The sequence below is a fragment of the Leptolyngbya sp. GB1-A1 genome, assembly GCF_039962475.1.
In the GTDB taxonomy this organism is placed as follows: Bacteria; Cyanobacteriota; Cyanobacteriia; order Elainellales; family Elainellaceae; genus Leptolyngbya_A.
In genome coordinates, this window is record NZ_JAMPLI010000002.1 from 194902 (window position 1) to 219880 (window position 24979).

Below are 24979 nucleotides of genomic sequence, written 5' to 3' on the forward strand. Positions count from 1 at the left end.
TTGAATCCGCTGCTATGTCGAGCGTTATGTCGAGTGCTGAAATTCAAGGGTTGCAAACCGCAGGAAAATTACTGAGCGGAGCTCTAAGCCTGAATTCTGAGACATACCGTAGCGTCAGTCAGTTTATAGACGCACTCGCTTTGCCGCTGTCTTTGTCCAGCGAATTCTGGATTGCCCTGCTCACCGTTCTCCTAGCGGGTCTGTCGTTGTCACTGGGGCAGGCGATCGTTCTGTTTGTGAATCGGGTGCAGCCTGCCCGCTTTGTGTTTAGTTTGCTGCTGAATGCCATTCTGTTTACGTTTGGCTTTTTGTTTCTGGTGGCAAGTACCTGGCTGATTTGCTGGGTCTCCTGGGCAGTGAGCTTCCCGCTCCTGACCCTGATTAAAGTGCTGGGACTCAGCTACGCGCCGCTGCTATTTAGCTTCCTGGGCGCGCTGCCCTATCTAGGGGTTCCAATTCTCACGGTGCTGTCAGTGTGGCGATTGCTGTCTGCGGTGGTAGGCTTCTCGGCAGTGGCAGGCGTGACGGCAGGAACCGGGTTTGGCTATGTTGCGATCGGGTGGATTGTGCTTCAGCTCCTAGAAGGAACGATCGGACAGCCCATTGCCCGATTAGGAAAGCTGCTCGCCGAGCGGGTGGCAGGTGTACCGCTGCGACTGAGGCAGGCAGAGCTAATAGAATTGGTGCGGTCGAGCTTTTCCCAGGCAGCCTCCCCGATAATCCCGGCAGCTCGAACACCACAGGCAAATCAGGAGCAGCCAATTCAGCAGGGCGTTACCAGGCTGCGTGGCAATCGAGTAGAACCCGATCGGGTTCGATCGCTGGCAGAGGCGGCTCAAGCATCGGCAACCGTCGCTTCCCAGTCTCTTAAAGGGAATGTGCCAGCACGGAAACCGTTCTCGATCGAAGAACCGATGGCGGTAAATGCGATCGGTTCGAGTGAGCCGCAATCTTCTGCACAAAGTTCATTTCAGCAAATTAAGCTGCTGTCGCTGCTGGCAATGGCGATTTTGTTTGTCGTCATTGCGATCCTGCTGCGTCCGGTCAAAGAAGCCCTGTTTGGCTGGTATAACACGCTGCCCAGTTTGCTGATTTTTCTGGTCGACCTGCTCTGGATTGGCGTAGTGGCGATCGTCTTTGCTGGAATCCTGGCTCCTCTGGAAACGCTGGGCTGGTGGGCTGGCTGGTATGGCGATGATTTAGACACGAGTTCTGGCAATACCGCACTGCGAGAACCGGAAACAGCGGACACGGCTTCAGCCGCCCCAAACGTTTCGCGCTACATCGTTTATCTGGATGGCATCGGGCAATCGGGCGACGAATACACGCCGGACGTGATGGACTTTCTAGATGCCCTGGAATCTGCCCTGCCCAGGGACGTGATGCTAGTGCGGGGGCTGATGATGTACTCGGTATTGAACAAGCCGCTGAACGAAGACCGTCCCCTCGCGTTTCTCTGGCAGTTGGCGGATAAGGTGCGGTTCAGCAATCCGACTGCGCTGCTGGGAATTTTGCTTAACCTCCGCAATGTACTCATCGTCGCGGTTTCCGCCGACAAACGCTATGGACCGATCTACAACCAGGGCATTGCTCAAGTGCTGTTTAACGGCTTACAGGAGCGAGGCTATGTCGTCGGAAGCGGGGTTCCGATTACGCTGATCGGCTATAGCGGCGGCGGGGAAATGTCGATTGCAGCCGCTCCGTATCTGACCAGAGCCACGAGCGCACCGATCGATGTCATTTCCCTTGGCGGCGTAATGAGCGCGAACAATAATATCCTCGTCCTTGAACACCTTTACCATTTGGTGGGGGATAAGGATTTTGTCGAGCGAATTGGTCCTGTCATGTTTCCCGGTCGCTGGAAGCTATTTTTCTTGTCCTACTGGAATCGGGCAAAGCGGCAGGGCAAAATCAGCATGATCTCGATGGGGGCAATGGCGCATCAAATTCCGGGCGGAATGATGGACCCGGAGGCTTTACTTCCCGATGGGCAAACCTGCCTTCAGCACACGATCGCATCGATTCTCAAAATCCTGCGCGGTGAATTCATTCCGGCGATCGAGCGAGTTCCACATCAGCTCAGCAATTATCAACGATACAAACGCGCCCCCTTTAATTCGCCCGACTATTACCCGATTGAGCAATCCCTCGATCTCGATCGCTATCAGCCGATCGGCAACTGGATGGGACGGCTCATCCTCCCTCAGCATTCCGAACGGCAGCAGGTGCGCGGCGTCTGGTTCGAGGTTTATCACACGCCCCCAGAGTATGAATCGCTCATTGGACAACGGGTAAAACTGCGCTGGTCAACCGATCCCGAAGTCCAGCAGTTCGTCAAACGAGTCACCCGCGACGTTCACTTCAGTCCCAACGCCGAGTTCAGCAGCGAATATGGCGGACTCGTCCACCCCGAACGCCTCAACCACTGGCAGCAAGTCGATCCCCTCGAATCGATCCCAGGCTCGCATCCAGCCGATGATGTTATCGTCCTCCTCAACGACCCCGTCCAAATCGACCCCGTCCAAATTAGCCCTCCCAACCCCGCATCCCCGCATCCCCTCCCCTCTACATCCACCTCCACCCTCTATATCCGCACCCAACCCGTCCAGATTACAGGTCGCTTCTACGCACTCGTCCAATTTATCCAGCCCATTGCCGGAACCGATTGCTTCCAGGTTGTTCACTTTAACCGCGCCTCACGCCAATTTGACGGTGGAACCGAAATTGTCAGGATGCCGCCTGTAATCGCTGATCAAAACGGCTGCTTTCCTTCCACGACTCAAGGCATCGAACAGTCTTACCTGAACGAAACCGGCTGGTATATCTACGGGGCACAGAACAAGACCGGAATGTTTGTCGTGCAGTCGATCGCCCCTCGATCGCTGTTGCGGCTCCAGCCCGATCGCGTTTTATTTGGACGAAATCGCGCCTATCGCTATATCCACCGCGAAGCCTGGGCAGATGTCAAGGCACAGAAAGGCAAAATTAGCTCTGTGCTGCTTGAGGCGTCCGAGGAAGTTAAAGACGGAACAATTCAGGATGCGGTGAATACCTGGAAAGCAGGCGATCGAGCACTCGTGCTGCACAGCTATGGCGGCATCGGTGGCAAAAAGCGAGAGCCAGCGGCAGCAACACCGATCTTCTTCGGGCACTTTGCCTATGGCGTCGCAGAAGTGGTTCGTGATCCCTTAGCTGACGAGCTGCGGTTTGACATTCGCTATCATCAGGTCTACACCCACAACACCGACGGACTGATTGCCGGAACGCTGCACTGGTCAAGATATCTAGGCGATCGTCAGTTTGGCTGGGTGGGGGTGCGTCCGGTCTGCGATATTTTGATCAAGCTGGAGGCATTTACGGGCTATTTTGACTACAACGGCACAAAGCCTTCCCCGCTCGATACTATGCTGCGCCAACTCCAGGTGATGACCGCTCGCTATCGCATCGGCGACGGCACAGGCGGAACCTATGTTGGCCCTGCCAACAACTGCTCCCAAGATTCTAATCAAGCGTTGTTTGCCAGTATTCGCGCCATTCAGCACGTCGTACGGACCAATCCAGACATTATCAAGGCATGGATCGAGACTCACCCCGCACAAGCCGATCGCTACGACCAGCTCATCCGACTCGGCAAAGCACTCCAGCGACAATTGCAGCCCTTAGGCGATGCGCGATCGGACTGGAAACGCGGCGAATACAACCTCGGCTGCACCCTGGAAGATAGCCCCCTCCGTAACCTCTGGATGGGTTTAACGAGCTGGCGTACCCTGCTGCCCCGGCTGGCAAACGATGCAGTCGTCCGGGTTTTCCTGCGCGAAGGAGCCTCGGTCTGGGTACTGCGAACCAATCAAATCGGCGGCAACGATCCTGACATTGAGCCGATCGCCCCCATGACCCTTTAACTTCAAACAGACAATTGAAAGATATTGAGGTTTGCCCAAACTGCTCACAGCCCTTCAACTCTGGAGAAAATTAGCTTCTTCTAAGTTTCAAAGTCCCCCCTCGCTCTTTTAGAGCGGCAAGTTAAAAGTTAAGGAATTTAGGGGGCAATGTAGGAGAACTGCCACTCCTCAAATAACCTCCCAAATCTCACGACCACTATTCCTGATAACGCTTTAACAGCTCCGGCACATAATCAAATCCATCCACCCCAATCACCCCCACGATCGATCGCCGCTCTTGCTCCAGCAGGTTGTGAAACTCGGTTTTCCCAAGCTGTCCGCGAATCACAATCAGCAGTCCGGCAGTTTGTCGCCAGCTTGTCGAGCCAATTTGCTCGAGCAGATACATCCCCAGTGAACCCGTGAGAATCGCTTTGCTAAAGTTTTGCAGGCGATAGTGTGCCTCTGCCAGGTACGCCAGATTAATGCCCTGCAAATAAACATCGCCCGTGAACTGGGCGGCGGAAATTCCCTTTTCCAGGTCTTCCAGGGCTGCCTGCGGCTGGTCTGCCAATACCTGAGCAATGCCTAAACTGCTGTAGCACAACGCCTGGCTCTGCCGATCGCCTAACCGCTCTGTAAGCTGAAGTCCTTGCTGGAGCCGCTCGATCGCCATTTCGTAAACCTCTGGCTCAACGTATTCCTGCTGTCTTGCCTGAAACACTTCGCTAAAGCCCAAATTTGCCAGAGCATTTGCTTCTCCTGATCGATCGCCCGCCTGACGGCTCAGGATTACGGCACGCTGGCTGTAGTTGATTGCCTCGTTGAAGTTTGCCTGCGCGACATAGGTGCGACTGAGATGATTCAGATTGGCAATTTCGCAGATCGTATCGTTTGCAGTTCGCGCAATCTCTAACGCCTGCTGATGAAACTCGATCGCCCGATCGACCTGCCCCATTGCCCTTGCAGAAGATCCTAACAGCGTTAAAATTCGGGCTTTTTCCTGGGTTCCTTCTGCCTGCCGCAGCGGTTCATCCAGATAGCTGAGGGCATCCCGCAGATATTCACCTGTAAAGGACGCAAAAATGCCGCCATAGAGCGGAAAGTAAGACTGCTGAGCAAACGTTCGCAAAATTTGCAGCGTGATTTGAAAAGATGCCTGCATCAGGCGGTGATGTCCGGCAAATGAAGCGCGACTCCAGCCATCCCCAAGCTGTGACCAAATCAGGGAAAATCCGAGGAATGTGGCGATCGAGAGCTTTGCCCCCACCTTTGAGTTATAGACCAGCTTATCAAACCAGTTCACTAGCCCTTGCTGAAGGCAGCGCAAAATCACGACCAGCTCTACAAAATCCGCCAGCGTTGTCGGCTGGGACTCTGCCCATTCGATCGGGGCTTGACTCATTGCCAGCGCATTAAACAAACTCGCCGGATGCGATCGATTCACCTGCTTTGCCCACACCCTCCAGGGTCCGCGCTGCCCCGGAACGCCCTCAAACCCAATCTGTCCCTGGCTCTGGTCATAGATCCAGCTCACCAGATGATTTTCTAACCGCTGCCAAGATTCCAGCCCCTGAATCAAGCCCTGCCCAAGCTGCTGCAAATCCTCGGTGTCAGGTGACTGCCGGAGCCGTTTGCCAAGCTGCTGCCACTGCGAGAGACTTAAGGGCTGCGATCGGTTCGGATCAGTGACGCGAATTAGCTCCCGCAACGCATCTTCAGTTTCTGCGCCACTTGCCATTACGATTTGCTGAACGGCACTTTCCAGGGCAGCATTTACCTGATTCTGCACCTGCCAGCGTTCCCACTCGCTGCGAATCGTCTGGAGTGCCCGCAGAATTCGCCCCGCCTTTGCCTGCTTTAGCTCATTGCCGGAGGCTGCCTGCTGCTCGGTTGCCGTGATTCGATCGCTCAAGCATCGCTCAAACAGTTCGCCTGTGCCTGCCTCGATGCCCTCGGCCAGCATTTGCAGAACTTGCTCTTTCGAGCGAATGTTGCCCTTGAGGGTCATCTGCACGATTTGCTCAATCAGAGCAGTATAGCGATCGCTGAGGGAAACATCGGACATAAGAGATTATCAAATGAAGGATTCATTAGGCGACGAGGGGCATCGCCGTGCCTTCATCATAATAATTTTTCTCCTTGCTCTTTTTCCGCTGAGCTTCCAGCCAAGTTTTCCGTAGAACGAGAGTTAATCCACAGTCCTTCTTGTGGGATGGACATCTTGCTCGTCTAGTTTGGTAGAGAACACCCAGCAAAAATTCGATCTGCAATCCTTAGTTTGCAGTTACCATCAACTTTTTGAGCAGCTTCAGCCCTCGCTTAACCCGGCGAGATACCGTCACTGCACTAATCCCCAGCCGTTCTGCCGTTTCTTTCTGGGTCAGGTCGTATAGAAACACAAATTCCAGGACTTCGCGGGTGCGGTTCTCAAGCTGATGCAGTGCTTGCTGAAGCCGAATCTGGTCTTCCTGCGCGAGCTGAAAACTCTGGTATTGTGCATCAGGAACCAGATCGCCCAGAGAAGTTGAACCTTCCTCTTCGTCGCGCATCGGGGCATCGAGGCTAAGCGGCGCACGATTGCGATAAGCCAGCTTGATTTCCTGCCATTCGGTTAGGGGAATTTGCAGTGCGTCTGCGAGTTCGGCATCGGTTGGTTGGCGGTTCAGCTCGGTTTGCAATTGGCGAGTAATGTTAGCAGCCTGGTGCTGCAATGCCTGCCAGCGACGCGGAATTCGCACGGGTGAGCCTTTATCACGCAGGTAGTGCTGAATTTCACCGCGAATGTAGGGAATGGCGAATGAGCTAAAGGCGTGACCCTTTGACATATCAAACCGCTCAATCGCTCGAATTAAGCCCAGGCTTCCCACCTGAAGCAGATCTTCGTAGCTCTCAGTGCATTGATTAACCCAGTGGTGAGCTTCTTTTCTGACTAAGCCAAAGTTTAACTGAACCAATCGATTGCGGAGTGCAGCAGAGGGCGATTTTTGATATTCCCGCAGCAGTTGCAGACTCTCACTTTTAAGTTCGGTAGCGACAGGAGTTTGCATGACGAGTTTCAGGGTAGATGAGGCAGACAACTAAATCAACTCACAACACCCGCCAAAATGCACGCTCAGGAGCGGCAGCAAGCAGATCTTTGGAGTACAGAGATAGAAGCCGTCTCTTAAATAATCACGTTAGACATCGCACCCTTTTTAACCTGAGTCATCAGCCAATTAAAGCAGGAACACACATTTTAGATGGGGCAATTGTTCAAACCGAGACCGACTTCCATACCTGCATTCCACAAGGTATTCGGTTGGACAAAGTAATCACAACGGCAATTTCACGGAACATCTGGAAGCCTGAATTTGCAGTCTCCCTTCACAAGTCTCTAAGTCAATTTACCAGCAGCACTTGCACAGGCACAATTTTTAAGCGGAAATATTTTGAAGTTCGCGTTACGTAGAAAACCTCATTTTTAAATGAATATTGCGAATTCTACAGATAAACAACCCGGAAAAACTTAAGGAGAAATAGAAGATCTCTGCTTATTTGTGAAAAGGTCTTGAAGATTGGCAGAATTAATTAGTCGAGCATGGTAGTAAAAACATGTGTGTTATGGATTGCGTGCAAATTCTCTAATCAATTCATCGATTGCATCAGTTTGATCGGTTCGCTTTAGAGGTGCTTGACCAGTAGCAAGTGTTCTACATCACCCTTCAATTTCTTGCTATGCAAAATTTTAAGAGCAAGGTGTCTTGAAACAAAAAATCAGGGCATATCGTTAACATACGCCCTGAGCCAGTCTATTTTGAGCAAACTCTTTGCTGAATTAAGCTTGAGCAGGCTCAACTCTGCCGTAGAACAGTCCCCGAATTTTCACGTCAACGGGTTCTTTGCCGCCCATATCTGTATCAGAGGGCTGAACACTCTCAAAGGTTCCTGCGATCTCGCCTGTCGCGCTGTTCACTTTTGCGATTTGCAGCGAGATTTTGCCCTGTCCGGTCTTGAAAGACTTCATATTCTCCCGTAGCAGCTCTTCGCTGTCTCCGCGAGAAGGCAGCGCGACCGCAGTATCATAACCTGCTGTTAAGCCACGCCCTTTAGGGTCAAGGAAGTTTGACGTGCGGTAAGACGGAACGCGAAACTCTCCTTCAAAGTCAGTGGAAGTATTGATGCTGTCTGGTGTTTGTGCTGCTGCAACTAATCCCTTCACCGTAAACAGGAACGGATACATTTCGCCACCCGGCAACTTCACGGTGATTGCCTGGAAGTCGAAGCCATCCTCTTCGGAGAAGACTAGCTTACCGTTGTTGCTCTTCAGTGAGCCTTTCACCTGGTCTAGCGATGAGGTGTACCGGGTCAAGGGCTTTCCGGTGACGAATTGTGCTGCCTGACGCTTGTTGGTTGATTCTTCTTTGACGAAGAAGTTAGTGGGTTCCAAGCACAGGTCGGATATAACATAGGTTTGATTGGAATCGATCGGAATTGCACCCCGGCTCGTTTCGGAAAGCTGAGGACAGGTGTTTGCTAGACCCGTGCCTCTAATTTGCTCGTAAGTGAGTGCAACGTTCGCATTGGAAGAACTATCGCTGCAAGCCGTGAGCAGCCCTATGCACACAGCCAGGAATGCAGCGATGAAAGCGCGATACCTCATGGTCAACCTCTAGCTTCTAATTGTGAAAACCTTACAGTATTTTGTTAAGGAGTATCTATGACAAGCGGGTCAATCCCGTTCATACTGAATTCTACAAGACCTTGTTACCTTTCTTTTGCAGAATCTCATAAATTCCCTGTCGAGGGACAGAAGATCTGTAAAAGTCGTTTGAATTGGGTGGCGACGCGGACGGTGATGATGGGGTGACACAGCGCAGATGAGAGATGCAAATGAGAAATGAATTGCTAATTGTTGCGGTATCTGCTTCCCGTTCTGATGCGATGGCAATCTAGTTGCTATGGCATTTGCAAGAAAGCTGGGCATAAACAGGTGTGGTAACTGTGGCTGGGGCAGGGGGTTAATCTTACTCATGCAGCTCTAGTTATTTGGGAATGTGAGGAACTCAGGGATTGCGATCGCAAAGTGAGCTTTTTTGATGATGCTTCAATGCTGCCAGAGTGTCTCACGATTTTGGAGTCTGTATGGAAGTCGATCGAGCCGATCGTCTCACTGGGGAAACTGCTTCGCATCACAAGCTTAGGCTGCAAAGAAAAATCGCATCTCCTGATACAGACAGGGCTGTCGGAAAGCGAAAAGGTGGTCGAAAGGGTTATTGAATCCGTTTGGGTGCTTTGGGCTGAAACTCGAACTTGGTAATCTGTTCAAGCATTCGTTCGGACATCGCAAGGAAAACAGGAGGGCACATGGCAGAATGGCAAAATGGACACTCAGAGCTGGAATTGGAAGCGCGAGTCGAATTAACAGAATCAATTGCTTCGCAGTCTTTCGAAGGAGGAATCGCTGATCAGCTTGACATGCTGGCTGCGGTGGTTCGTGCTGTTGCCCAACAACATCAGGGACAGGGAATTGAGCTGCTCGCCCTGCTGCGACAGCTAGAGGCACTACACCGGGAAATCCGAGATGGCTTATTTCAATCTGCTCTGCCAGAAAACCGTCAAGCCCTTTATGCCCTCCTGCGCGATATCGAAGCCAATGGCGGCTGGCCCTATATCCACCGTATGAAACTCCAGGCTTTTCTGAAAAAACTGCCTGTGGCTGATCAGGAAACGATTAACCGCATTCTCGGAAACTCCCTTTCTGGCGGTAATCCGCACTCCTCATGTTCTCCAGCCGAACCGAAATCGCTAGAATGGTAGGAAAAATCAGAGAGAGCAAGCATGATTCCTACCGTTATCGAACAGTCTGGTCGCGGCGAACGCGCCTTTGACATCTATTCCCGACTGCTGCGCGAACGCATTATCTTTCTGGGACAGCCGATCGACTCTGATCTGGCAAACCTGATCGTGGCGCAAATGCTGTTTCTGGAAGCCGAAGACCCCGAGAAGGATATCTATCTTTACATTAATTCCCCCGGTGGCTCGGTGATGGCAGGACTGGGCATTTATGACACAATGAACCACATCCGCCCTGACGTATCTACCATTTGCGTCGGTCTGGCTGCCAGCATGGGTGCGTTTCTGCTGAGTGCGGGTGCAAAAGGCAAACGGATGAGCTTGCCCCATTCGCGGATTATGATTCACCAGCCGCTGGGTGGCGCACAGGGTCAGGCAACAGATATTGAGATTCAGGCAAAAGAGATCCTTTACCTGAAGCGGCGTTTGAATGAGTGCCTATCTGACCACACCGGACAACCGCTTGAGCGAATCGAGCAAGACACCGAGCGCGACTTTTATATGTCTGCGAAGGAAGCGGCTGACTATGGCTTGATTGATCAGGTGATCGATCGAAAGGCGATCGGGGGTCGTCCGATAGCGGTTGCAAGCCAGGTCTAGCTCACACTGATTCGGCAAATTAGCTAGAAAGGCATCTGCGCCGAGGAAGGCTGCGTTTCCAGGTATTGCAAGAAATCCATCAGCTCATCATCATTTAATTCCTGACGCGATCGTTTGCCGTAAGTTTTCTGCAAATGGTCGCGTCCTTTTTTGGTGTCCCAGCCCAGCCGTTTCATCTCGACTCCGATGCGAGCAATTTCCCCAGAGCGATCGATTTCCACAGGGGGAGCGATCGGAAGAGGCTCTGGTTCGGGGGGAGTGATTGTGGAAGCTGTGCCTTTGCGTCGGGCTGATTTTGCTGCTCCAGCAGAGGCTGCGGCTTCAGACGGATCGGTGTTGGGCAGCGTTAATTTCGTCAGATTTAAGTCAGCCAGGCTGACTGGTGGATCGAGCGGAGTCGTCAGATCGGAATTGACGGCTGCAAAAAGATCGGCTGCGGCAGGTTGGAAAGTTTCCTCGATCGGAGCATCGGGGAGAGCCTCTGGCGGGGGGCTGTCCTGCAACAGGTTGTTCAGGTCAAAATCGAGATCAAGATTTGAGCTGGGAGAAGATCGCAGAGGATCATCCCAATCCGTCAGGGCATCTGAGGAATCGGTGCTGCCTGACGAGTCTGTTTGAGGCGAATTTGTTTGAGGCGATAGGTCTGCGATCGGGGAAGCGGCGGTGCGGAGCAGTTCTGGCTTCGGGGCGATCGGACTGGAAACAGTGCTGGTAAGCGAAGGCAGGGGTGAAATTGCAGGAGAACCAGTTCTTTCAGAAAGATTGGCAGCTCGACCGGGCGAGGGAGCGGCGGTAGGCTCAACCGCAGAGATGGCCGGGGAAGGGATTGAAGCGTTGACCGCAGACGGCAGCAGGGTTTCGATCGCCCGACATTTCGCCCGATCTTCTGCGGCTTCTACCTCGGCAGCGGCAGCTAGCCCCGTCGCTAACGTCACCGAACCGATTTGAATCAGGGCACGTACCACAAATCGATTTGACTCGACCGCTAGCAGTTCGGATATTAGGCTAGCAGCCGGGTAAGTGGTATGAAGTTGGGTAATCAGCGCAGGCAGCGATAAAGACATAGCGGTAATAGCGGTGACGCGGCAAAGTCTGGAAATTGTGAGGAATGCCCAGTGGCAGGCAGCAAGTGCTTTGGAAGTAATTGAGTAGTGCGGGGATTAGAATTGCGATCGATGGAAAGCTAGTATAGCTTACCTTTCAAAATTTGCATTTTGCCACAACTAATCGCGATAGAGGCAATCGCGGTAGAGGCGAAGCGTTCGTCTCCTGAGTAGGAGGAAGCAAGCTAAGCTGGGGAAAGACGATAGTTTAAGATAGGCTTGAAGGGCAATTGTCTTCAATACAGATTTTGCGCTTCGCCGATCGCCTTGTTCTTCTCTTGCTTGTTGCCAATTAATGCTAGACCAACTGCTTGATCAATCCCCCAACTTTGGGAGTGATACGCTTATTCTCCTTCCGGTTTTGATCGCGCTGGAGGCAGTTTTATCTGCCGATAATGCGATCGCCCTGGCAGCTATTGCTCAGGGGTTAAACGGACAGCGGCTTCAGCAACGCGCTCTAAATTTTGGCTTAGTCGCAGCCTTTGGCTTAAGGGTGATTTTGATCCTGACAGCAACCTGGGTGATTCGCTACTGGCAATTTGAGCTGCTGGGCGCAGGCTATTTGCTGTGGTTGGTGTATCAGCATTTCTTCTCGGCAGGAGACGATGAGGCCTCTGGTGAAACGCATTCCGTTCACCGTCCCCGTTTTGAGTCCCTGTGGCAGGCGATCCCCATGATTGCCCTCACTGACCTGGCATTTTCGCTGGACAGCGTCACGACAGCGATCGCCGTTTCCCAGAATCTCTGGCTAGTGTTAACGGGTGGATTAATTGGAATTGTTGCCCTTCGCTTTATGGCGGGGCTGTTTATTCGCTGGTTAAAAGTCTATGAGCATCTGGAGGATGCTGGCTTTGTGACGGTGGCGTTGGTGGGCTTAAGGTTGCTAGTGCGGGTAGTTAATCCGTCTTTTGTGCCGCCTGAATGGCTGATGGTACCGATAATTGCGCTGATCTTTGCCTGGGGTTTCTCAAAGCGAGCCGTAGAAGAGCCGACCCAAAGCAATGCTTTAAAAGAAACGATCGCACCCTCCGAAATGACTGCAAGTGTAGCCGAACCCGTTGACCTGGAAACCGCCAGTTTAGAACCCAGAGCTGCGCAAGAGCTTTCTGCCGATTAGCTGTATTGTCTACGCTTATCTTCTATCTGCCTGCTTGGTATGAAGGATTGGGTGAATTTATTTCAATTGTTTCTATAGGTAGATCCTCGAATAACTTGACGTTGCTCTGCTGACAGATTCTAAATCAGAAGGGCTGAGAGAAGCTGATGGTAACAAACCATTGGCTTCTTTTTAGTTCGCAGATTCTGTTAGCCATGAACTTTTTCAATCCTGATATACCTGTTATTTCTAAGAAGAAATCGGCACTTGAAATCGCTCCTGCTCCTGGATTGCTGCGAATTCATTGGCAGATTGGCGAGTTCACAATTCATTCTTCTTTTTATACAAAACACGACCAAGCGTGCCTGCTGTGGAGCTTGCTTTCGGGTAGTATTTTTGTGATTGCTCAATTCCTGCCCGTAAGCTGGATTACGCAGGCAATCTTTGCTTCTGGTGTCACGCTGGTGGGCATCGCGGGCATGATTTACCTGACCTGGTATCTCACCGCAGAACGACGGCTGGCGATCGTCCTATTTGCCTGGGCGGGGTTGATGCTGCTTGGTGCGATTGTCACTGATCTGAGCATTCTTTTGAGCTGGCTTCCTGTACTCACTCATATCTGCGCGTTCTGGCTGAGCCTCAGCACGATCGGCTATTTAATTACGGCGATCGGAATGCGCTCACGGGCGTTTTTTCTGGCGGCGTTGCTGCATCTAGTCGCGATCGGGATTCTGCCCTATGTGGCATCCTGGCAGCCCTTAACGACGGGCATTGTCATTGGCTGTAGTGTGTATTTGATTGCCGAACTGCAATGGGACTCAAACGGAGTTTGTGGGCATCAGGTGCGGCAGGGAGAGCGGGAGGAATGGGTGGGTGAGTGGATGGGAAATGGGGAGATGGTGGGATGAGGAGATGGGATTACGAGTAGCTTATCTCCGTCTGATTCACTGCTGATTCCTGCTTAATTCCTACCTACATTCCTATCTAATTCACGAATGCTCTAAAAAATGCTCTAAAGCAGATAGCGCATCTCTATTTCGATCGCTGTTGCGGGGCCAGAGACGCTTACTGCCGTTTCGTTAAAGCTGGGTGGACCCAGGCGAATCGTTGGATTGCCCGAAAATCCAAAGCCTTCGATTGGAATCCCCAAAAAGTTTTGATTTGCCTGTCCATCGCTGTTGGAATCGTGCAGTACCGCAACCGCGTAGGTTCCTGGGGACAAGCCGCTAAAGTTCACTCGAATGGGCTGTCCTGTTAATGCCACACACTGCTGCTGGATGGCTCGATCGCCTTCTGTAGGAAACCCATCATCGTCGGCAAACAGATTGAGGCAGACCTGTCCCTGGCGATTTCTCAGTCCATCGATATTTACCGTTAATTGGCTAGTCGGCGCAGCGTGGGCAGCGGGAAAAAACAGACTTAGCGCAGTGAGCAAAGCAGCACAAGTTTTGAAACGAAAGGTCATAGCAGCTCCAATCATAAGGACTTAAATCCCCACTGAATCATCTGCGCTCTTACTATTAATCATCCACTAATCATCTACCAGCAGTGGCATTACACCATCCGGTGCGAAAGGATGTCTATCAAGCGCAGGGTCACAGAGGGGATACCGCTTCTTATTGTTGTTGAGGGTAGGAACAGATGGCAATTTTTTTGCGATCGTCTTTCCTGACCCAGCAGTGGATTCGTGCATCGTTATCTATTCACTGTTGATTCACATCACTATCTATTCCCAGTGGAGCAAGGCGGGACTAGGGTTTCGCTCCCAAGAGGGAGCATTTTCTGTAACAGAAGATTGCTGGCGAGCGTTACAGCGAGAATTTACCGGAGATTTGTTTCTTGAGAGGGATTGCATAAATTCAAACCTCCACGAATCTCCCTTAGGAGGGATACTCGAAGCCGACTTCAGAGGGTGATACTGAAGTGATACAAACTTTTGATTCCCTACTGATTCCCGATTGATTTTCCATTAATCAATTTCTTGCGCTCGCCGCGACACATCCGCCGTAACGCATTCGGTTTTTATTGCTCTAAATAAAGCTTTTTTACTTTTTTCAATTAAATCTCAATCAAACGCTTTGCATTGGCTGGGCTAACGCGACTGGCTCAGGCGATTTGCAGCTATACTTGCCCTTAAATTCTCAATTCTGTTGGTTACTTTTGTGCCATCTCTGTCTCGCGTTCCGTTTCTCACCTCCAAGCGCTGGTGGATTGCTTTACCTTTTGCATTTCTGCTGTTGTTCCTGGCGCATGGAACAGCACTGCTTTTTCGGGTACAGCCTGCGGTGTCGCTTTGGTTTCCGCCGTCTGGGGTAGCGATCGTTCTGACGCTGTGGCTGGGGCCGATCGGGGCAATCTTGGCCGGGCTGACTTCAGTCGTCATGGCTCCGCTGTGGGGCAGTGAAGGCTGGTATCGGCTGGTTGGACTCATTGATGCGATCGAGCCTCTGCTTGCCTGGTGTCTTTATCGCCAGTTTTTTCAGGGGTCACTGTTTCTCAGGGGTCTACGGAATGTGGTTGCGTTTCTGGTGAGTGCCCCGGTGATTGCCTGCGCTGCTTCGGCGATCGTTAGCTCAACGGTGCTGGTGGGGCTGGGGCGCATTCCGGGGGATGAACTTGCAGGCGTTATTGGCAAATGGTGGTTGGGCAATGCGATCGGGACGATGGCGATCGTTCCTACGGCACTGCTGCTCATTACGCCTGTTTTGTATCGATCGGGCTGGCTGGCGAAGTCCAGTTTTATGCTGGAGTCCAAGCTGTTTGCTTCCGATGATCCTGTTCCGTTTTCCTTGTCTCAAATTGTGCGCGCTGCCCCCTGGACAGAGCTGCTGTTTTTGCTGCTTACCTGTGCAACTACAGCAGTGCTGACCGTGCTCGAAAGTCAACACGCGGACTATTCATTTCAGCTTTTCTCGCTGCTAAGCTTTGTGCCGATTCTCTGGGCAGCGGCGCGGTTCGGTGCAACGGGTGGCATGACGATCGCCAGCCTGTGTGTCATCCTGACGCTGCTTGCCTATCTGGTGGTCTATCCCAATGTAATTCTGTTGCCCAGCTTTCCCGTTTTGATGGGCGTTTTTAATATTCACAAGTTCAGTTTGCTGGTGCAGTGTGCGGTGAGCCTCTTTGTGGGAACCGCAATGACCGAGCGGGCAGCGGCGCAGGTGGCACTGGCAGTAGAACGGGTACGAACCCGAGAAAGTCAGGCAAGAGCATTGCTGGCAGAACAGTTGGTGCAGCTCAACTACTCGCTTACGGAAGCCAACCAGCAGCTTCAGCAGAGCGAAGAGCGGTTTCGTACCTCGGTTGAGAATATGCTCGACTGTTTTGCCATTTACTCGACGATTCGGGACGAGTCAGGACAGATTGTGGACTTCAGGACGGAGTATGTGAACCCCGCTGCCTGTGACAATAACCAGATGACGAAAGAAGAGCAAATTGGCAGAGGCTTATGTGAGCTGTTGCCCAATTACAAAGCGTCGGGCTTGTTTGACAGGTATTGTCATGTGGTGGAAACGGGAGAACCCCTGGTCAAAGATTCGCTCGTTTATGCCGACTACTACAATGGCAAATACCTGCGGCGCGCCTTTGAGCTCCGTGCAGTTAAGCTAGGCGATGGCATTGCTGCAACTTGGCGCAATATTACCGATCGCAAAGAAGCTGAAGACGAGCTATTTCGCCGTAAGCAGGAGTTTAAGGCACTGGTGGAAAACTCGCCGGATATCGTTTCTCGCCTGAATGCTGAACTGCGCCACGTTTATATCAATCCTGCGATCACCCGCGTTACCGGAATTCAGTCGGAAGACTTTATCGGCAAAGATTATCTGGAGTTAGGGTTTTCTAGCAAAGAAGCTCAGCTCTGGCGCTCGGCGATCGGGCGCGCCTTTGAAACCGGAAAGGAACAGACGATCGAGTTTGAGCTGTCTGCCCCGACTGGGGAAGATCGCTATTATCAGGCTCGATTTGTGCCAGAATTTGACGTGAATCATGCCGTTGAGACGGTGCTGGGGGTGACGCGAGATATTACCGACCTGAAGCGAACTGAAGCTGCCCTGCGTCGCAGTGAGGAGCTATCTCGCACGGTGCTGAGAAATTTGCCTAACGGGGCGGTGCTGATGTTCGATCGCGATTTGCGCTACACCCTGGCAGAGGGATCTGCGATTGAGCAAGCAGGTTTTAGCAGCAAAGACCTGGAAAATCAGCTGATGCAGGACGTGATGCCGCCGGAAGCCTTCGACCAGCTTGAGCCGCTCTATCGCAACGCGCTACAAGGAGTTTCCTCGCTGGAAGAAGTCTGGTATGGCAATCGCCTTTATCTGGTGAATGGAGTACCTGTGAAGAACGATCGGGGCGACATTACTGCCGGCATGGTGATTATTCAGGATATCACCGAGCAGGATGCTGCCCAGCGCGAACGTCAGAAAGCCGAAGCCGCCCTGCGTCAGTCCGAAACACGCTTTTCTCGACTGGCAGAGAACGTTCCGGGCGTGATTTATCAGTACTGGATGCACCCAGACAGTAGCGATCGGTTTAACTACATCAGCTCTGCCTGTGTCGATCTCTATGAGGTGGAAGCCGATATTCTGCTGCAAAATACAGCTCTAACCTGGAGTGTAATTCATCCTGATGACTTGGAGGCGTTCCGGCAGTCGCTTGCCAATGCCGTTGAGCAAAACCGTGAGTGGTCTTGTCAGTGGCGCATTATTACCCCTTCGGGCAAGCTGAAGTGGGTGCAGGGTCGGGCAAAATCCGAACGGCGAACCGATGGTGTCATTATTTGGGATGGATTGCTGCTGGATGTCACCGAGCGAGTGCAGGCAGAGAAAGCCCTGAAAGCCAGTGAAGTTCGCCTGCGAAGCGTGATTGATTCCAATTTGATTGGCGTATTTTTTGGGTCGCTTGAAGGAGCTATTACCGACGCAAATCAAGCATTTTTGCAAATTACAGGCTACAGCCGCGAAGACCTGGAACAGGGAGAACTGCGCTGGGCAGAACTTACCCCGCCCGAATATTTCGATCGGATGCAGACCGGAGCCGCAGAAATCAGAACGCTCGGAACCTGTACCCCGTTTGAGAAAGAGTTTATTCGCAAAGACGGCAGCCGCATCTGGGTAGAAATTGGCGGCGCGATGATCGGCAATGGGGAAGGCGTGGGCTATGTGCTGGATCTGACCGAACGCAAGCGAATCGAATCGGAACGTGCCCAAATTTTGGCGCGAGAACAGGCAGCCCGCAAACAGGCAGAAGCCGCCAGCCGTACGAAAGATGAATTCCTCGCGATCGTTTCCCACGAGCTGCGATCGCCCCTGAGTGCAATGCTGGGCTGGTCGCGCCTGCTGGTAACACGCGAAATGGACGCAACCACGACTCGTAAGGCACTGGAAGCGATCGAGCGCAATGCTCAGGCGCAAACCCAACTCATCGAAGATTTGCTCGACATCTCGCGGATTATTCGCGGCAAAGTGCGGCTTTATACTCGTCCGGTGAACCTGGTGCAGGTGATCGAAGCGGCGATCGACACCGTCCGCCCCACTGCAGACACCAAATCGATCGCGCTCAATTTGCAGATGGATGTCCGTTCCCCGGTCAAAGTTTCTGGCGACCCCGATCGGCTTCAGCAGGTAATCTGGAATTTGCTTTCTAACGGCATTAAATTTACGCCTAATGCTGGTCGGGTCACGGCTCGGCTGTCGATCGTCACGCAGGCGCAGTTCCAGGCTGGCTCGCAGCACAACGCTTCTGAGCTGCCCACCCTTATGCCTGATGTTGCTTATGCTCAGGTTCAGGTCATCGATACGGGGAGAGGCATCAGCGCAGAATTTCTGCCTCAGGTATTCGATCGCTTCCGGCAGGCAGAAAGTGCAACCACCCGAATGCAAGGGGGTTTAGGGCTGGGACTGGCGATCGTTCGCAATCTGGTCGAGCTGCACGGCGGCTTTATTCAGGCAGAGAGCGATGGCGAAGGAAAGGGAGCGACATTCACGGTGTATCTGCCGCTGCTGCCCACCCAGTTGACCAATCCCGAAGATGCGCCTCCAAGCATTATTCCCGCTGCTGCAAATTTAGAGGGCATCTGTGCTTTAGTGGTGGATGACGAGGCAGATGTGCGCGAGCTGCTGATGACCATTCTGGAGCAATATGGCGTACGGGTGCTGACGGCAGCATCTGCTCAGGAGGCACTGGAAAAACTGGATCGATCGCAGCCCGACATTCTGCTCAGCGATATTGGAATGCCTACCGAGGATGGCTACGCGCTAATTCGACAGGTGCGGCAGCGATCGAGCGATCGAGGCGGACAAATTCCCGCCGCCGCAATTACTGCCTTTGCCCGCGAGGAAGACCGGGTGCAGGCAATCAACGCCGGATTCGACGTTCATATTTCAAAGCCGATCGAGCCTGCCCGATTGATTACGGTAGTGACTAATTTGGTGAATCGCCGGAAGTAATGGATTCTGAATCTTCTGACTCCAGCGTCCTCTGGGCAAGCGAGTGCTGAATACTGCCTTCCCCGTAGCCCAGGTCATACAGGCTTGACTGCTCTGGGTCGGTTTCAGGCGGTTGTTTGGAATATCCCATAAGCGCATCCGCTCTGCCCCGGCTAAACCAATCTTCCTCAGCAACTTGCTCAGTCACGTTTCTTGATTCGTTGACCGTCATACTCACTGTTCTCCCTTGAAATAATCACGCTCTACAACAGTTGTGTTTCAGGTTGTATTCTCGTGTTGCGCTCTAGTGTAGTTGCAGTCCCAGGGTGAAATTCAGCTATCTTGCGATAGACTCTTGCGGTTCTCGACGCTAAACATAGACGCGCTAGACACAGACGCGATCGAGTTCCACTCTTGTTTCATCGCTCGAAGCTTGCGGTAAGGTATTCAGAGGCAGAACAGGGCGATTTTCCCTTTGGAAGAGTGCGAGGCGATCGACATGGCACAAAATTTTGCAGAAGTCAGCCCGTTTGGGGAAAATCTGTACATCTTCGAGCCGGAGATGACGGTTTTGGACGAGCCACCCCTGGCTTTCCGGCAGAGTCTGCCTGAAGAGACTTTACCTGAAGATGCACCAGTCTCAGTCAAGGCTACGCCAATCGCCCTGGGCACAGCAGCGATCGCGATTGAGCCACTTTTACCCAAAGTTCGCTCAGGGATTGATTGGGCAAGTCTAACGCAGGAGGTGTTAACGGTCGAGACGCTGAATCAGTTAATCATGATTTTGCGCGATCGATCTTCGCTGCCGGATTTAGTCACAGAGCATTTATTTCAGCAGCTTTTGCGGGTGTATCAGCACAAAGTTGAGGTGACAGTTCAAACGCAGGGAATCGACGCGATCGATAGCAGTCTGCCCCACTTTAAGCGAATCACGCAGCGCAAAACCGGAGAAAAGAAAATTGAGCTAAATCTGAATCGGGAAAAGATTCATGCTTATCTGAAAAGTTCACTGGATGAGTTTTTTAACTATGCAGGCTTTTGGGAGGATTTTTCAAAGACGATCGGCACAAATTTGATGATCTGGATTGCCGAAAATCTAGATAAGTTTGTAGAACAAAACGTGACCGATCAGGCTCAGCTTGTTGCACAAATTCAAACGCAGCTTTTAGAATGTCCGCCGCTTTTGCAAGAGCGCATTAGCTTACTCGGACAAATTTACTGTCAGGAGATTACTAAAAAGATTCTTCAGGGATTCAATCTGCCCAACTGTTCGCTCCAGGAAATGGATAAGCTGCTGGGTCTGCGGCAAAAGCCCGTTTTAATCACCAGCACCCGTTTGACCCTTGACCCGATTTCGGTGATTCCAACCGCGATCCCGATCGCCAGCAGCATTCGTGCTCAGTTGCGCCCCGACCTCTGGGAAGAAAACGCTGAGCGGCTTGCTGTCTTTCGCTACCGCAGCAAAACCAATCCGAATAACTACATTGAACATTACATTACTAATCCTGGTGATATTGCATTGCTGCCCTGGGAAGCTGCCGAGCAAATTATCAACAAATTCGGTTTTGATACCGTCAAGCTTCAGCTTATTTTTGCCGCCCGCACCATGGAAGAAGATGAGCCGTGGAAGAGCACCTTTACGCTGAAAGCCAGCGATATGATTCATCTGTTGGGCTGGGATCGCAACCACAGCACTAGCCTGCCCGATAAGCGCAATGCCGTAGCGACGACTGCCTACGCACTGTCCTGTTTGCTGGTGAAATCGGTGTGGATCGAGGGACGGGGCAAACGACCGATCGATGCTAGTACGCCGATCGGTCGTATGTGGGATGTCTTGATCGATTTGCACGGTCAGTTTGACTGGGTGAGCGGCAAGATTGAGAAGCCGGACGAAGTGTATATCACGGTCAGCCCGGGACTGTGGACCAAGCATTTTCTGAACCGTGCTGGTAGCCGAGCCAAAGAAGCCCTGCATCAGTTTGGCTACCTGGCAAAAGATATTCTGAAAATCGACCCCTATCATCACGAGATGGCGTTGCGATTGGCAATTCAATTAACGCTGGATGCGCGGATTCGGGTACATAATCAAAATCCCTACGACTATCGCGTGGTCAGCTTGCTGGAAGAAGTGTTGCCTCGCACCGAAATTGAAAAAGCTTTGCAGGACAAACACCGGGCACGCGACCTCAAAAACCGCTGGAACCGCGCCATTAAACTATTGCTTAGCCTGGGCTGGCAAATTGAATACGATCCCGCTACCTATCCCGACTGGCTGCAACCCGGCAGCACTGCCCCCAAACCCGACGACTGGCGCAAAGTGAAAGTGATCGATCGCCTGCTGCAAGCCAAGCTCACGATCAAACCGCCTCACCCGATCCCGGAACTGCTGGGCAAAATGAAAGAACCCCGCAAGCCCAAACTGCTTGAACTGCCCCCTGTAGAAGAATTGACGGGCGATCAAGTGCGGATTGCTAGAGAGCAACTGGGCTGGAGCCGGAAGGAGCTAGGCGGATTTCTTGACCTCAGCGCAGACTACATCGGCAAGCTGGAGCGGGGCGATCGAGTGATTACGCCTGAGCTAGAGTCGCGCCTGAGAAAGCTGCTGCATTTGTAGCGTGGCAAAAGCCTTTAAGCTGCAAAGGCTTCAAGCTGCAAGGGAGTTAAGCCGCAGAAGCTCTAAGCCACCGAGGAACGAGAGCGAGAAGCCGACCGCTGGGCAAGCAGTTTTTCAACCGGGTCCAGCAATTGATCAATCCCGGAGGGACGAGGCATTATCCGATCCGCCTCTTCACATAACGCCCCAAGCGTTTCGCCAGCATCATCTGGAAAATAAGAGGAAATCAGCAGCAGCAGCGGGGAATGAACAAACTTTTCTTTGACCTGCCGAATCAGCGATATCCCATCTAACTCAAGCTGATATCGTGGCGCAGGAATGCAAAAGTCTACGATCGCCACATCAAACTGATCGGCACACTGAAGAAACTGCCAGGGATCACAAAACGCCTGTGTCTCATAGCCCCGCCGACGCAGCGCAATTTCTAGCGCAAAGCACCAGCCCTCGTTGTCATCAACAATTGCAATCCTCACCATAAACCCACTCTGCCAAAAGAACTTTGAAACTTAATTAAGTATCTTGACGAACTTTTGATACCCGTTAAGCAGTTTTGAATGGGTTCAGTTTAATCAATCCAAATTTCCTTAGTTTCTGCCATTGGGATGATTGACTCATCACTTTACGATAGATTCGCGAAGGGAAGTCGTGGGATCGCTTGATCCCCTTATCTTGCTAGCTCAAATCCTTCTTCTGGCTCAAATTCTTTTTCAGCTCAAATCAATCCCCAGGAATCGATCGAAAAATCGACTGCGCCAGATCGATCGCAAAATAAAACACCACTCGATCGCCACCAGCCCAATAAACAAATAGTTGACTGCCCCCAGCGGATAAAGCTCAAAAAAGCGGCTCAGCGATGGGATTGACACGATCAGGAAGTATCCTATCAGCAGCACCCCTGACACGATCGAATATCGCCAGTCGCGGCTCAGTGGTTCTCCTCCGACCCAGGCACGGTTAGGCGGCTTCAGAAAAGGCAGCAGCAGCAGTTGACCCATAATCAAAATTGTGACCAGGGCACTGCGCGGAATTGCATAGTTCACCTGGGTTAAGTCCGATCCAGGCGGCAGATTCAGCACCGCAACCACCAGATAAAAGAGATAGACTAGCAGCGATACCAGGGTGAGCGTCAGCGTCGAAGGAATCACAAAATGCAGCATCGATCGCACCATACTCCGGCGCGGCAGCAGTCCCGGCTTTGCCCAGATTGGCAGAAACATAGTGGGAAACCCTACACCGATTAAAGCCACGATCGCACTTTGCTTGTTTTGCAGCGGAAAGCTTTCGGTGACGATCGCCGTTGCAAAAATCAGCAGCGTGACGCAAAACGTACGAACCAGAAACAGTTTCAGCACATCTTGAATGCCGTTACGAATACATTGTCCTTCCCGAAAGGCACGGGGCAACGCCCCAAACGAATCTTTCAGCAGCACAATATCTGCAACGCCGCGAGTCGCTTTACTGCCGCTTTCCATCGCGATCGCCAGATCTGCTTGCTTCAGTGACAGCACATCGTTCACCCCGTCCCCGATCATGGCCACATAGCGCCCCGATTGCCGCAGATGCTTCACCAGCAACGCCTTTTGTTCTGGCGTAACGCGGCCAAACACCGTGCCTTCTCGGGCTGCCTGGGCAAACTGCGCCTCATCTAATTCTGCAAGCTGCGCGCCCGACACCGATCGAATTTCGCGTAAACCCGCCTGTTTTGCCAGGGCTGCCACCGTGTGCGGATTGTCTCCCGAAATGATCTTCACTTCGATCCCGGCACGGGCAAATCCTTCCAGCGTTTCATACGCTTCTGGACGCAGCCGATCGCTAAACCGCAGCAGAGCCAAAGGCTGTAACCCGATCGGCAGCTCAGCCACATCCGCACTCAGCAGCGTCGGGTCAGGATGATAGGCAAACAGCACCACCCGCAACCCCTGCTCTGCTCCCGACTGAATAAAGTCCAGCATTTCACCTGTCAACGTCAGATAGCGAGACAGTGCCTCTGGCGCACCCAGCACGTAAATTCCCCGGCGCATCTCATCATCCAACGCGATCGCACTCCACTTACGGGCAGACGAAAAGGGCAATTCGGCTTTCAGCGATCGGGTTTTGCCGGGATATGCCAGGGCGATCGCCTCACTGGTGCGGTTTCCAGCGGTGACACTGGCAGCATAGTCGGCAAGCTGTGCCACAATTTCCGCTTTATCTGGCTCGGCTTTATTTGGCGGAGCAATCCCCCCTTCGGGACCCTGAGCAGCACTGATCCCTTCACCCAACGATGAAGCCACCAGGTAAACCTCCTCAAGCTGGATCTGATTCGTGGTCAGCGTTCCAGTCTTGTCCAGACACAGCGTATCCACATTACTAAGGGATTCCACCGCATTCGCCTGCTGGATCAGCACATCCTGCCCGACCATTCGCACCGCGCCCAACCCATACGCCAGCGTGATTGCTAGCAGCAGTCCGGCAGGCACGAGTCCGGCAATCACCGCAAACCGCTGCACAATCTCATTTAGCGAATAGCGGCTGCTGAGAAAGCTAATGCCCACCAGCACCCACAAAAAGCAGGCGATCAGCATAAACACGCGGATCACCACATTGATTTCCACCTGAAGCGGCGTAAACCGTCGCCGAAATGCCCGCGCCTCTGCCATTAGCCGATAAGCCAGCGTCTCGCTCCCCACTTTTTGCGCCTCGTAGCAGGCAGTGCCACTCACACAAAAGCTGCCCGAATATACGAGAGCATTCTTCTGTTTAGGAATCAGATCCGATTCGCCTGTCAGCAGCGATTCATCGACTTCCATGCGTCCCGTACCGACGATCGCCCCATCCACTACCAACTGATCGCCTGGACGCGCAATCAAAATATCCCCCAGCACAATCTCACTCGGATCAATCTCCGCTTCCTGCCCTTCCCGAATCACCGTTGCCTGTGGACGGTTTAACAGCGCAATGCGATCGAGCTGCTGCTTCGCCCAAATTTCCTGATAAATACTCACCAGCACCCCACCAAAAATCACCACCACCACCAAAATTCCATCCCCTACCCGCTGCAGCAGAAACATCACCAGGCTGATCGCAAAGAAAATGAAATTAATTACCGTAAACAAGTTCTCGCGAAGAATCTGACTATAGGAGCGGCTCGTTTTCAGCGGCGCAACATTACCCTGTCCCGCAGCCCGTCGGGCAATGACTTCTTGCTGCGTTAAACCCTGGAGCGATGGTTCAGAATCAGGAGTAGGGCGATCGGGGAGGGCGGTCATGTTGGAGGGTGGCGGGGTGGATGAGTGGAGGGTGCGTGAGCAGGGGTGAGTGGGTGAGGGCGTGAAGGGGGATCGTGGGTCTCAGTCCACTATGCCATTATGCAATCTCCAGGTTTTAATATTACCCGCCCCCTACGGTTCTACTCCCTTACGGTTCTACTCCCCATCCCCGCACCCCTT

The 24979-nt window shown here is 52.4% G+C and carries 15 protein-coding genes and 1 pseudogene; 8 read left to right on the forward strand and 8 right to left on the reverse strand.

Annotated elements, in window-relative coordinates:
• The first annotated feature begins 14 nt into the window (after positions 1 to 14).
• A complete protein-coding gene (locus NDI45_RS02860) occupies positions 15 to 3902 on the forward strand; it encodes a CAAX protease (RefSeq protein WP_348246175.1) in 3888 nt (1295 codons plus the stop codon).
• A 196-nt stretch (positions 3903 to 4098) separates the two neighbouring features.
• On the opposite strand, the gene NDI45_RS02865 is transcribed toward NDI45_RS02860, so the two are convergent.
• The 3 genes from NDI45_RS02865 to NDI45_RS02875 form a co-directional block, all read right to left on the reverse strand.
• Complete coding sequence (locus NDI45_RS02865; protein WP_190792913.1) at positions 4099 to 5949, reverse strand: tetratricopeptide repeat protein; 1851 nt, start codon at positions 5947 to 5949, stop codon at positions 4099 to 4101.
• 208 nt (positions 5950 to 6157) lie between these two features.
• Positions 6158 to 6931 carry an RNA polymerase sigma factor SigF gene (locus NDI45_RS02870; RefSeq protein WP_190792912.1) on the reverse strand — a complete coding sequence of 258 codons (774 nt, stop codon included), beginning with the start codon at positions 6929 to 6931 and terminating at the stop codon, positions 6158 to 6160.
• A gap of 767 nt (positions 6932 to 7698) precedes the next feature.
• Positions 7699 to 8523: a photosystem II manganese-stabilizing polypeptide gene (locus NDI45_RS02875; protein ID WP_190792911.1), complete on the reverse strand. Its 825-nt coding sequence runs from the start codon at positions 8521 to 8523 to the stop codon at positions 7699 to 7701.
• Positions 8524 to 8946: 423 nt separating this feature from the next.
• On the opposite strand from NDI45_RS02875, the gene NDI45_RS02880 reads away from it, so the two are divergent.
• The 3 genes and pseudogenes from NDI45_RS02880 to clpP form a co-directional block, all read left to right on the forward strand.
• Entirely contained in the window at positions 8947 to 9180 is a 234-nt protein-coding gene (locus tag NDI45_RS02880; protein WP_348246178.1) for a hypothetical protein, read from the forward strand.
• A gap of 158 nt (positions 9181 to 9338) precedes the next feature.
• On the forward strand, positions 9339 to 9680 hold the full coding sequence (locus NDI45_RS02885) for a hypothetical protein (protein ID WP_347277896.1): 342 nt from the start codon (positions 9339 to 9341) through the stop codon (positions 9678 to 9680).
• An 18-nt stretch (positions 9681 to 9698) separates the two neighbouring features.
• A pseudogene (clpP, locus tag NDI45_RS02890) lies at positions 9699 to 10316 on the forward strand (ATP-dependent Clp endopeptidase proteolytic subunit ClpP); the annotation flags it as partial.
• Between the two features lie 23 nt (positions 10317 to 10339).
• Here clpP and NDI45_RS02895 read toward each other — a convergent pair.
• The gene (locus NDI45_RS02895; RefSeq protein WP_348246180.1) at positions 10340 to 11380 is read right to left on the reverse strand and encodes a hypothetical protein; all 1041 of its coding nucleotides are present in this window, start codon (positions 11378 to 11380) and stop codon (positions 10340 to 10342) included.
• Between the two features lie 334 nt (positions 11381 to 11714).
• Between NDI45_RS02895 and NDI45_RS02900 the strand changes: the two genes are divergently transcribed.
• A complete protein-coding gene (locus tag NDI45_RS02900; RefSeq protein ID WP_348246182.1) occupies positions 11715 to 12536 on the forward strand; it encodes a hypothetical protein in 822 nt (273 codons plus the stop codon).
• A 194-nt stretch (positions 12537 to 12730) separates the two neighbouring features.
• A complete protein-coding gene (locus NDI45_RS02905) occupies positions 12731 to 13423 on the forward strand; it encodes a hypothetical protein (protein WP_190789704.1) in 693 nt (230 codons plus the stop codon).
• Between the two features lie 104 nt (positions 13424 to 13527).
• Here NDI45_RS02905 and NDI45_RS02910 read toward each other — a convergent pair whose 3' ends face one another.
• Entirely contained in the window at positions 13528 to 13980 is a 453-nt protein-coding gene (locus NDI45_RS02910; RefSeq protein WP_348246184.1) for a DUF2141 domain-containing protein, read from the reverse strand.
• Between the two features lie 697 nt (positions 13981 to 14677).
• Between NDI45_RS02910 and NDI45_RS02915 the strand changes: the two genes are divergently transcribed.
• On the forward strand, positions 14678 to 18958 hold the full coding sequence (locus tag NDI45_RS02915; RefSeq protein ID WP_348246186.1) for a PAS domain S-box protein: 4281 nt from the start codon (positions 14678 to 14680) through the stop codon (positions 18956 to 18958).
• Here NDI45_RS02915 and NDI45_RS02920 read toward each other — a convergent pair.
• The gene (locus tag NDI45_RS02920; RefSeq protein ID WP_348246188.1) at positions 18933 to 19169 is read right to left on the reverse strand and encodes a hypothetical protein; all 237 of its coding nucleotides are present in this window, start codon (positions 19167 to 19169) and stop codon (positions 18933 to 18935) included. The two genes, NDI45_RS02915 and NDI45_RS02920, sit on opposite strands and share 26 nt — an antisense overlap.
• A gap of 267 nt (positions 19170 to 19436) precedes the next feature.
• On the opposite strand from NDI45_RS02920, the gene NDI45_RS02925 reads away from it, so the two are divergent.
• Positions 19437 to 21551, forward strand: coding sequence for a helix-turn-helix domain-containing protein (locus NDI45_RS02925; RefSeq protein ID WP_348246190.1), 2115 nt, complete (start codon positions 19437 to 19439; stop codon positions 21549 to 21551).
• Positions 21552 to 21613: 62 nt separating this feature from the next.
• Here the strand turns inward: NDI45_RS02925 and NDI45_RS02930 are convergent, their stop codons facing one another.
• Positions 21614 to 22027, reverse strand: a complete 414-nt coding sequence (locus NDI45_RS02930; protein WP_190792244.1) for a response regulator — start codon at positions 22025 to 22027, stop codon at positions 21614 to 21616.
• Positions 22028 to 22258: 231 nt separating this feature from the next.
• Complete coding sequence (locus NDI45_RS02935; protein WP_348246192.1) at positions 22259 to 24799, reverse strand: HAD-IC family P-type ATPase; 2541 nt, start codon at positions 24797 to 24799, stop codon at positions 22259 to 22261.
• Between the last annotated feature and the right edge of the window lie 180 nt (positions 24800 to 24979).